7 protein-coding genes, 2 tRNA genes and 1 pseudogene are annotated in these 9,411 nt (G+C 57.4%); 5 read left to right on the forward strand and 5 right to left on the reverse strand.

The annotated features are described in order from the left end of the window. The first annotated feature begins 113 nt into the window (after nucleotides 1-113). Nucleotides 114-1,351 (forward strand): IS3 family transposase gene (locus M3G14_RS01810; RefSeq protein WP_396122172.1). Its coding sequence is split into 2 segments (ribosomal slippage): nucleotides 114-411 and nucleotides 411-1,351, totalling 1,239 coding nucleotides; the frame shifts between segments, so codons are not numbered across the junction. On the opposite strand, the pseudogene M3G14_RS01815 reads toward M3G14_RS01810, so the two are convergent. Further along, nucleotides 1,348-2,564, reverse strand: a pseudogene (locus M3G14_RS01815) (IS3 family transposase). The gene M3G14_RS01810 and the pseudogene M3G14_RS01815 overlap by 4 nt on opposite strands. A 402-nt stretch (nucleotides 2,565-2,966) precedes the next feature. Between M3G14_RS01815 and M3G14_RS01820 the strand changes: the two are divergent. Beyond that, the gene (locus tag M3G14_RS01820; protein WP_259924284.1) at nucleotides 2,967-4,700 is read left to right on the forward strand and encodes an ATP-dependent endonuclease; all 1,734 of its coding nucleotides are present in this window, start codon (nucleotides 2,967-2,969) and stop codon (nucleotides 4,698-4,700) included. Nucleotides 4,701-4,732: 32 nt separating this feature from the next. Here M3G14_RS01820 and M3G14_RS01825 read toward each other — a convergent pair whose 3' ends face one another. Both M3G14_RS01825 and M3G14_RS01830 read right to left on the reverse strand, forming a co-directional pair. After that, on the reverse strand, nucleotides 4,733-5,479 hold the full coding sequence (locus tag M3G14_RS01825) for a hypothetical protein (protein ID WP_259924285.1): 747 nt from the start codon (nucleotides 5,477-5,479) through the stop codon (nucleotides 4,733-4,735). A gap of 3 nt (nucleotides 5,480-5,482) precedes the next feature. Then, nucleotides 5,483-5,689, reverse strand: coding sequence for a hypothetical protein (locus M3G14_RS01830; protein ID WP_259924286.1), 207 nt, complete (start codon nucleotides 5,687-5,689; stop codon nucleotides 5,483-5,485). Nucleotides 5,690-5,839: 150 nt separating this feature from the next. On the opposite strand from M3G14_RS01830, the gene M3G14_RS01835 reads away from it, so the two are divergent. Together M3G14_RS01835 and M3G14_RS01840 are read left to right on the forward strand one after the other, a co-directional pair. After that, nucleotides 5,840-8,206, forward strand: coding sequence for a DEAD/DEAH box helicase (locus M3G14_RS01835; protein ID WP_259924288.1), 2,367 nt, complete (start codon nucleotides 5,840-5,842; stop codon nucleotides 8,204-8,206). A 101-nt stretch (nucleotides 8,207-8,307) separates the two neighbouring features. Beyond that, nucleotides 8,308-8,745 carry a hypothetical protein gene (locus M3G14_RS01840; RefSeq protein ID WP_259924290.1) on the forward strand — a complete coding sequence of 146 codons (438 nt, stop codon included), beginning with the start codon at nucleotides 8,308-8,310 and terminating at the stop codon, nucleotides 8,743-8,745. Nucleotides 8,746-8,808: 63 nt separating this feature from the next. Here the strand turns inward: M3G14_RS01840 and M3G14_RS01845 are convergent. Then, a tRNA-Ile gene (locus tag M3G14_RS01845) sits at nucleotides 8,809-8,882 on the reverse strand. A gap of 125 nt (nucleotides 8,883-9,007) precedes the next feature. On the opposite strand from M3G14_RS01845, the gene M3G14_RS01850 reads away from it, so the two are divergent. Next, nucleotides 9,008-9,080, forward strand: a tRNA-Asn gene (locus M3G14_RS01850). A 183-nt stretch (nucleotides 9,081-9,263) separates the two neighbouring features. Here M3G14_RS01850 and M3G14_RS01855 read toward each other — a convergent pair. After that, on the reverse strand, nucleotides 9,264-9,411 hold a 148-nt coding region (locus M3G14_RS01855), incomplete at its 5' end, for an integrase core domain-containing protein (protein ID WP_259924312.1).

Raw genomic sequence — 9,411 nt, forward strand, 5'->3', positions numbered from 1 at the left:
GTGTTCTTGCCGGTATGTGGATCACCAGGTCGACATTGCACTGGACCTGACCCCTGTTTGGTAGACACCTCTGATTCCGGCCGTGTTGGGTCGGGGAAAGGTAATCTACCTCCATGCCTAGGAAGGTTTATTCGGATCAGTTCAAGCGCGACCCAGTCGCGATGTACGAGAACGATCCACATCTCTCGCTCAAGGCCGCAGCCGAAGATTTAGGGATCTACCGCACCACGCTTCGCACGTGGGTCGACACGTACGGCACCGGTGCAAAGACCCAGAGTCCACCGGTTGCACGTGCTGATCGTGCCAAGCAGCTCACGGATGCCGAAAAGATACGCCAACTGCAGCAGGAAAACGCCCGGCTGAAAGAAGAACGCGATATTCTGCGCAAGGCGGCCAAATATTTCATGGAAGAGACAAACTGGTGATCCGCTTTCAGTTTGTTGATGACCACCGCACCGAGTACTCGGTCAAGCGGATGTGCACCGTCCTTGGGCTCAATCGCAGCTCTTACTACAAATGGAAAGCCAGCAGCGCCCAACGACACCGTCGGCTGATTGACGATGCCATGCTAGGGGCGAAGGTCAAGGTGGTCTTTGACGAGAAAGACCAGCTCTATGGTGCCAAACGCATCGCGGCAGAGCTGACCTATAACGACGCTTACAACGACAATGGGCCGGTCAACCATAAGCGCATCGCCCGGATCATGAAGAAGCTTCGCCTGCGTGGCTACACGAAAAAACGCAAGGTCACCACCACCAGGCGTAGGCTAAATCGCGTGGTGTTTGCCGACCTGGTCAAGCGAGATTTCACGGCCCCGGCTGCAAATAGGGTGCTAGTTGGCGATATCACCTATCTGCCGATCGCGGACGGGTCGAATATGTATTTAGCTTCGGTGATTGACTGCTATTCCCGGATGCTTGTTGGCTTTGCTATCGCCGACCACATGCGCACCGAACTCGTCGAGGAAGCACTCGAGCACGCACACCACACCCGCGGGAGTCTTACCGGTGCGATCTTTCATTCTGACCACGGAAGTGTGTACGCCTCATCGCAGTTTCAGGCCACCTGCCGCAGGCTCAACGTCACCCAATCCATGGGCGCAGTCGGCACCAGTGCCGACAACTCGCTGGCGGAGTCGTTTAACGCCACCTTGAAACGAGAGGTCCTCAAAGACAAGAAAGTCTTTGCCAACCAGCTCGTCTGCCGACGAGACGTCTTCGCGTGGTGCGTGCGCTACAACACCAGCCGAAGACACTCCTGGTGCAAGTACCTCACCCCCACAGAGTACGAAGCCCACGCAGTGGGGTTGCCCGCAAATGGTGGACACGTAGTGGAGCTACCTCATAGTTAGGCAGCTGTTTCTTCTTCGTTGGTGGTCTGGGTGATGTGGTGCTCGAAGTCGACGGGGCTGACCATCCCGAGTGCGGAGTGCCGCCGTCGACGGTTGTAGACCACTTCAATCCAGCGGGCGACACCCGCGCGTGCAGCATCACGGGTAGGCCAGTGTTGCCGGTCGTAAAATTCGGTCTTCAGCGTCGACCAGAACGATTCAGCCATCGCGTTATCGAAGCACACCCCGGTACGCCCCACGGACTGAGCAATGCCCAGGCGGCGGCAAACGTCCCAGAGCTGCTCGCTTGTAAACTGTGCCCCACGGTCAGCGTGAAACACCAGGCCATCAGGAACGTCACCGCGCAGCGTATACGCCATCCGCAGGGCCCGCTCGACCAGGGAAGTATCTTGCACACTATCCATAGCCCAGCCCAGCACACGGCGGGAATGACCATCACGAACCGCACACAAGTATAACTAGCCTTCACCGGTGCGCAGGTAGGTAATATCCGACGTCCACACCCGATTCAGCTCACCGGCATCAAACATGCGCTTGACCAGGTCAGGAAGCGTGGACTTACGCTTGGACTGAACCGTGGTCACCGGGACGAAAGCACGCGGTGAAATCCCTTCAATGCGCATCAGGCGCATCCGCTTGGCCACGGTCTTACGGTTGAGCGTAATGCCGTAGCGATCAGCGAGTTCTGCGGTAATGCGCGGAGCACCATAAACCTCATCGGAGTCTTTCCAAATCCGGTGAATCTTGCGGTCAACATCGTCATAAAACGCTGCCCGATCATCGTTGCCTAAGAGTCGTTGCTGCTGGTTATGGGACCATTTATAGTAGCCGGAACGTGACACCTTCAACAGGCGTGCCATGCGTTTGATGCTGTAGTTTGCCTTCTCTCGCCGCATTAGTTCGAACTTTTCTGCTCGCGTTGCTTCGCAGCGAAGAAGGCTGTCGCTTTTGACAAAAACTCGTTATCCATCCGGGCCTCTGCCAGCTCCCGGCGCAAGCGCGCATTCTCGGCCCGAAGGTCCGCCTCGCTCATCCCATCGGCAGCCCCTCGGCGCTCCCGCTCATTTTTGACCCACTTGCCTAAAAGCCCCGGGGCGACACCGATCTCTCGGGCCACATGGGCGATCGGGCGCTGCGACTCAATCACGAGATTCGCGGCTTCACGCCGATACTCCGGCGTGTACTTCTTGCGCTGTTGGCTCACAATGAACATCCTCTCCTACGGACACAACATCCGTACAAGTTGGGTGTCCACTAAACGAGGGTAACCTCAAACCCCGTGGAGCGCCCATGCCAGATGCGCACGATCTCGAGGCCAGTGCGACACATCTCGAGCGAGCGCTTGCCAAGCTGCTCAGCACAGGACGCTTCCGCAAGTCCGCGCCCACAGCAACCAGCCATAGCACCAAAATCTAGCAATCGGTGGTTGACGGCACCACGCGCTACCCACATGCACAGCTCCTATCTGGGCATATCTAGCCTTGCCGCGTCAGATTTCAGGAAGCTCTTTGACTACCGTTGGATTTTAATGCACGCGTTGGTTGTTAACCCCTGCTGAAGGTCGACCTTGCTGCAATTATGTTCGGTGGGACCGCAGTACAATAACGATTACACTGTGAAGGCTCAATTACGAGGTTCGAATGAAATGAATGGCCACAATGCCAGTTTAGATTTATCAAAGCCGACCATTGAGTCAATTCTCCTTAAATCAAATGGTGAGATTCGCCTCCAGGAGGATTCAATCCTCGCAGTAGTGGGGCCAAATAATTCTGGGAAAACACATTTTCTCAAGCAGCTACGTTCAGTACTTTTTGGCGGAAGAACCCTGGGTATCAACAACGATGACGGATTGATCGACTCTACAAGGTTGCGCTGGCCAACTAACGATCCAAGAAAATACCTTTTGGATTTTGCCGCACAGAACTTCCCCAAGCGAGAAAGTATCTTCTCATTAGATCTGCCATTCGAAGTTTATGGATCAAGCGGCAATATAAGCGAAAGGGACATAGAAGAGCTTGCAGCACGTGGTGATATATTTGGCCCGTTCGTCGAATCGTTTGTACGGATGGATGAGCCACTTAGTCGTATTTCGGAGACCGAGCGGCAATCAATGGAAAACCTGGAGAGTGCACTTGTCCGACTAAAGTCGCAGGACGTAGCCTACAAATCCGTACGACAGGATTTCCAGTTCATTTTTGACGAGGAAATTCATTTTCATCCCCACAACGGAAAGCTGAATTTCTTTCTCGGGCGTCCTGCGGTCTCTATGCCCTCTATAACGGAGGCAAATTCCAAAGAGGTGTACCAGTTCCTCGAAAACGCGAGGACGATCGACCATCAGGGTTTGGGGATGCGGAATGTAGTAGGACTACTCCTTAGGCTCTATACCGATTCTCGAAGTGTGATATTGGTTGATGAGCCAGAGGCTTTTCTTCATCCACCCCAAGCCAACAGATTAGGTCAGGTCATAAGTCAGGTTTGCCTGCACCATAAACGACAGGTCATCTGTGCCACTCACGACCGTAACCTTCTCAGCGGGCTATCGAAAGGTGAAGAAAATCAGCTGGTCGTACAAAGGTTGGCGTTTAGAGAGGCAAGAGGCTCAAGATACTCATCATTGACCGTGGACCCAGTCGCGTTTAGCGATATTAGAGGGAAAAGCCGTATCCGGTTTACGCCGATTCTAGAAAGCTTATTCGCCTCAGTGGCAATCTTAGTTGAGAACGAAAAAGATGCTCTCTTCTTTGAAACTGCACTTGAATCACGGTGGCAACGACTGCCCAGTCAGGGTGCTCGAGCGTTGCGTGACTCCTTGATCTTTATTCCGACCAATGGAAACAGCAACTTTCCTTCGACAGCGAACCTGTTGAAGGATTTACGGAGTCCGACGGTGGTGGTCGGGGATCTCGATCTAGTGTCAGATCCAAAGCGGCTGATGAACACGGCACGGGCAATGAAATCAAGCGACGCTGACAAAGCAGGCGACCTAGCAAGACGAATTGGAGAACGCTTCGAGCAGCTTTATGCAAGTGAGTTTGCGAAGTTCGAGAAAGGGGTTCGAGAGGGAAAAATAAAGAAAAAAGTCGCGGAGGAAATTCGGCTCCAACATGAAGATGAAGTCATCAGTTCCCTGGTCAGTGAGTTGATCGTACTACTTAAACACAGCAGAGTTCTCTTGATCCCAGATGGGGAACTAGAGGATTTTGGCAGAGACATCACGAATTCAAGAGACAAGAACGAATGGGTGAGGTTGGCAATCGACGAGAAGGTATACGAGCGAGAATCAGTTCAAGAATTTTGCGACTCAGTGATTGCAGCTGCGTTCAGTGCGGTTGAGAATAAAGAATAAAGCCGGGGCTATCTGCTTAAAAAGGCAGTCAACTACCAAAAAAGCTGCCGCCGGTTCGTTGGCTCCCCCTTGTTTGGAGGCGTAACCTCATATCCAAGTTCAGCCAAAGTTCTCGCCGCTTTGCCTGGGTGATCCCGGACAGCTGCTCCAAGTTGCTTGTCTAGCCAGCTCTCGCGTGATTGAAGCAGGTTCTTCTCCCAACCCGGCTTACCTCTAAAACCACATTCTTTGATCACGAACCACAGAAATTCTTCCAACGAAGGGCGAAACCGGAGACCCCCGACGGGTAAGTGCAAATCCTCCAGATTGCCAGAACGCTGTTTTGCTTTCTTGCCAGAAAAATTCTTCATAGTAGCAACACTCAATAGCCCCGCAACTCCGGAGTAATGAATGTGGGCCGCCGGAGCAGAAGTGTTTCCGCGTTCATATTCAAAACGGAGCCCTGGGCGAGTGACCACCCGCAGCTCATATTTACTTCGCCTTACTGCAAGATGCCGCTCAGATTCTGCTACTGATAGTTCGTAAAAAACGTTAACCTGAAAAATCTCACTGTAGTCCGAAGCAGAAACATCGATTTCATTTTGCCCTGCTCCATGAACAAGCGGCACAAGAAGATCCCCCACAACTGTTCCACGATCTTCGTTTAGCTCAACTGAAGCCTTGACATCATTTGGGGTCTCGAGGGGGAAACTCGCAAGAACAAGCTCTAGCGCATATTGAAGGAATTCTACAGCTTCCTGCGCTTTCCGATCCGAATATTGTTGCGTCCCCCCACCCATGTATTAGTCCTCCTGCAAAAGAATTTTTACGCGACGCAATTCATCGTAGATAGCGCGTTCTTGCAGAGTCAGAGACCCCGAATCCGCTAAAAACTGCAAATTCTCTGGCGCAACATCGTTTTCACCTAACAGCGCTTCGAGTTTGGACAAAAGACTGCGTTTCCGGGCGGTCAGCTCTGCGTCATTCGTACGCTGCAATTCTAACTGCATCTGGTCCCTCCTTTTAGCGAAAATCTTACCCTACACTCGCTCCCAGGCGGCAAGCGATCATCGCGATTGTGCTGAGTGGTCTTATTCAAACTCCCCGCCCCAACTACACTGACCTCGTACAACCCTCTCCCCCTACCCCATGGAGCGCCCATGCCAGATGCGCACGATCTCGAGGCCCGCGTGCAGCTGCTCGAGCGCGCGCTCGCCAAGCTGCTCGGCACCGACGACTTCGAGGCTCTCCTCGCGCAAGAAGCGCGCACAACAACCTCCCGCAGCACCAGCACCACCCACGCCGAAACCCCCGCCCCACAGCTCCCGCTCGACCCCGCACCCGCGCTACAGGCCGCACCCGCGCCACACCCCGCACCCAAACCCCAAACCACACCACCCGAAACCACAAAGATCTCCAACTCCTCCTCCCCCGACGCGAAGCTCCGCCTGTTCGCCGACTACTTCCGCGGCCGCGACGACGTCTACGCCACCGCCTGGCGCAACGGCGAGAAGAAAGGCTGGTCACCCGCCTCCTACGGCCGCTACGACCGGAACAACCCAAACCTCAAACCACTCACTCCGCAGGTCCTCGAGCAGCACCTCCGCCGCGATAACAACCTCCACGTCGGCCTCTACCCGCTCTGCAAGGGCGATACCTGCTTTCTCCTAGCGTGCGATTTCGACGATGCCGACTTCCGCTCCGCCGCCCGCACCTACGCGGACACCTGCCGCGAGTTCGGCCTCGACCCGCTCATCGAGCTCTCCCGCTCCGGCACCGGCGCGCACGTCTGGCTCTTCTTCAACGAGCCCGTCCCGGCATCCCTCGCCCGCACCGCAGGCATCGGCCTGCTCGCCAAGGCTAGCCCGAAGCAGTACTTCGCCAGCTTCGATCGCTTCTTCCCTTCCCAGGACACGCTGCCGGGCAAGCGCCGCGGCTTCGGCAACTTGATCGCGCTCCCGCTCGCCGGACAGCACCGCGCCGAGCAGCGCACCGTCTTCGTCAACCACGACTTCGAGCCCGCCGACGACCAGTTCGCCGCTCTCGCCAACACCACCAAAGCCTCCAAACAACAGCTCAAACAGATCGCCGCTGCCCTCCAACCCGACCCGGAGACCCAACTACCCCAACCACCAGCCAAGGCAGAACTCAAAGCCCTCAAACGCTCCGGCAAGGTCCGAGTCACGCACGATTCCCGCGTCCACATCGACCTCGAGGGCGTCGACGCCACCACCGCCACCGCGCTTCGCCACCTCGGCGCGATCCCCAACCCGCAGTTCTACATCCGCCAGGCCCAGCGCCTGTCCATTTACCAGACTCCCCGCCTGATCATCCGCTTCGACGAACGCGACGGCACACTCACCCTCGACCGCGGGGCCCTCGACGAAGCCATCAGCATCCTCAAAACCGCCGGCTATACCGTCACCCGCCGCAGCAAAACACCAAAGCCGCGCACTCTGCCCGCCGAGTTCACCGGCGAGCTCTACCCCGCCCAGCGCAAGGCCGTTAACGCAATGCGCAAACATCGCACCGGCGTCCTCGTCGCCCCACCCGGCGCGGGCAAGACCGTCATGGCCTGCGCACTGATCGCGCACCGCCAAGTCCCCACCGCCATCATCGTCCCCAACGTGGAGCTCGCCGCCCAGTGGCGCGACGCACTCACCACCTTCCTCAACAACCCCACCATCGGCCAACACGCCGGCAAGTCCAAGAAACTCAGCGGCGACATCGACATCATCACCGCCCAGTCGATCAGCCGCACCGACTCCCGCACGCAGTTCCTCGCCGACTACGGCTACCTCATCATCGACGAGTGCCACCGCGTCGGCGCCGCCGGCCTCACCCGCGTACTCGCAGACCTCAACGTCCGCTTCGTCACCGGACTGACCGCCACCCCATTCCGCTCCGACGGCCTCGACGCACTCTTGCCACTCATTTGCGGCCCCATCCGCCACACCATGGAGCTCGAGCGCCCCGGCCCGAAGCACTACGTCGTGCAGACCACCGAGTTCACCTACGACGAGCCCCACCTCTACTGGCCCGACCTCGACAACGCCCTCGCCGCCGACGACACCCGCAACGCCCTAATCGCCGAGACCATCGCCCGCGCCGCCACCAGCGGCATGAACGTCCTCGTCCTCGCCAAACGCCGCGAGCACATCACCACACTCGAAACACTCCTCGCCCGCAACCACCCCGACCTCCCAGTCCCCGTCTTCACCCTCCACGGCGCGCAGCACGCCAAAGACCGCAGCGCCACCCGCAAGGCGCTCACCACCGCACCCCGCTTCGTGCTCATCGCCATGACGCAGATCGCCGGCGAGGGCGTGGACCTCCCGGCTCTCGACGCCCTCGTGCTTGCCGCCCCAGTCGCGTTCAAAGGCAACATCATCCAGCAGATCGGCCGCGTCACCCGCGGGACCACAACCTCCGCCACGGTTTTCGACTTCCACGACCACCTCGTCCCCGCCCTCACCGCCGCATTCCGCAAGCGCCGCCGCGTCATCCACACTCAAGGCTTCGACTAGCTACCCCAGCTTTCGCTTCTCGACGCTTGCCAGCTCCCCCACCCACCACTACCCTAAGTGACACGTGCCATACATCATCTACCCATCCCCAGGAGCTCACCATGAAGACACGCACGACCGCGGCGCTCGCCGGCGCCGCCATCACCCTTGCAGCCGTCACGCTTAGCGCCCCCGCAGCGCATGCCTCCACGCACACCTACTCCAACCAAAGCGGCGACGTGCGCTGCGAGATCTACAACACCCCGCAGGGCCACACCACCCTCTGTGTCTCCGACAAGGCCCGTAAAGCTCACCCCGAGTGCAACCCTCCGGAGCACCTCATCCCAGCAGTCAAGGTCGAAGACAATTGGGCAGGCACCCTGTGCTGGAACCAGGGCTTCACCCAGCCCCCGCAAAAGCTCAGCCCCATGTCGGTGCGTTCCGGCGGTGGCGCAACCGTCTTCGCCGCACCGGGCGGCGACCTCTTCGTCCTCGACACTGTCAAGATGGCACTCATCCAAGCCGGCAACGCCACCAAGGTCCTGTTCCCCGGTTTCTAGGCGCCGACAGAAGATACGAAACCGCTGCACCGAGAACTATCGTTCCCGTGCAGCGGTTTTCTGTGGGGCCAGCGGGGCTCGAACCCGCGACCAGCGGATTATGAGTCCGCGGCTCTAACCGACTGAGCTATAGCCCCATCTCCAGCGCCAAAGCGCTGTAAAAACTATACCCCGTTCGTCGGAACCCTCATATTTCAGTCCCACGTCCTACGATGCCAAATTGCTTATCGACGATTACGCCCCCTATACTGACTGAGCACAATCCTCCATAGCTCAGTTGGCAGAGCATTCGACTGTTAATCGAAGGGTCACTGGTTCGAGCCCAGTTGGAGGAGCGCAATAGCCTATAAACGGCTGATTCCTAGTTAAATACTTTTGGGCGAAGGCTCGAAACTCGGCCGGCTATTGGACATCGTCCGTTCACTCCCGCCGCCTCTAAATCGATCACCGAAACGGCCCGGTGGAAGTTAACAGAAACGCTCTGAAGTTGAAGCGTCCTGGGTTTAGTTCCACTTCTTTTACGGCCCCGTACAGACGGGCTGCGTGAGATAGTACTCGGTTTCTACTTCCTGTGGGGTGGCGTAGCCCAATGCTTCGTGAAGTCGCTTAGTGTTCCACCAATGCACCCACCGCAAGGTGGCCAGTTCGACTTCTCCGACCGACGTC

Origin of the sequence: Corynebacterium sp. p3-SID1056, from assembly GCF_025152525.1 — a bacterium.
Lineage (GTDB): Bacteria > Actinomycetota > Actinomycetes > Mycobacteriales > Mycobacteriaceae > Corynebacterium.

Excerpts from the sequence above, each read along its gene's own strand:
- M3G14_RS01825 (WP_259924285.1), bottom strand. The coding sequence starts at position 5,479 with ATGGGTGGGGGGACGCAACAATATTCGGATCGGAAAGCGCAGGAAGCT.
- M3G14_RS01830 (WP_259924286.1), bottom strand. The coding sequence starts at position 5,689 with ATGCAGTTAGAATTGCAGCGTACGAATGACGCAGAGCTGACCGCCCGG.
- M3G14_RS01835 (WP_259924288.1), top strand. The coding sequence starts at position 5,840 with ATGCCAGATGCGCACGATCTCGAGGCCCGCGTGCAGCTGCTCGAGCGC.
- M3G14_RS01840 (WP_259924290.1), top strand. The coding sequence starts at position 8,308 with ATGAAGACACGCACGACCGCGGCGCTCGCCGGCGCCGCCATCACCCTT.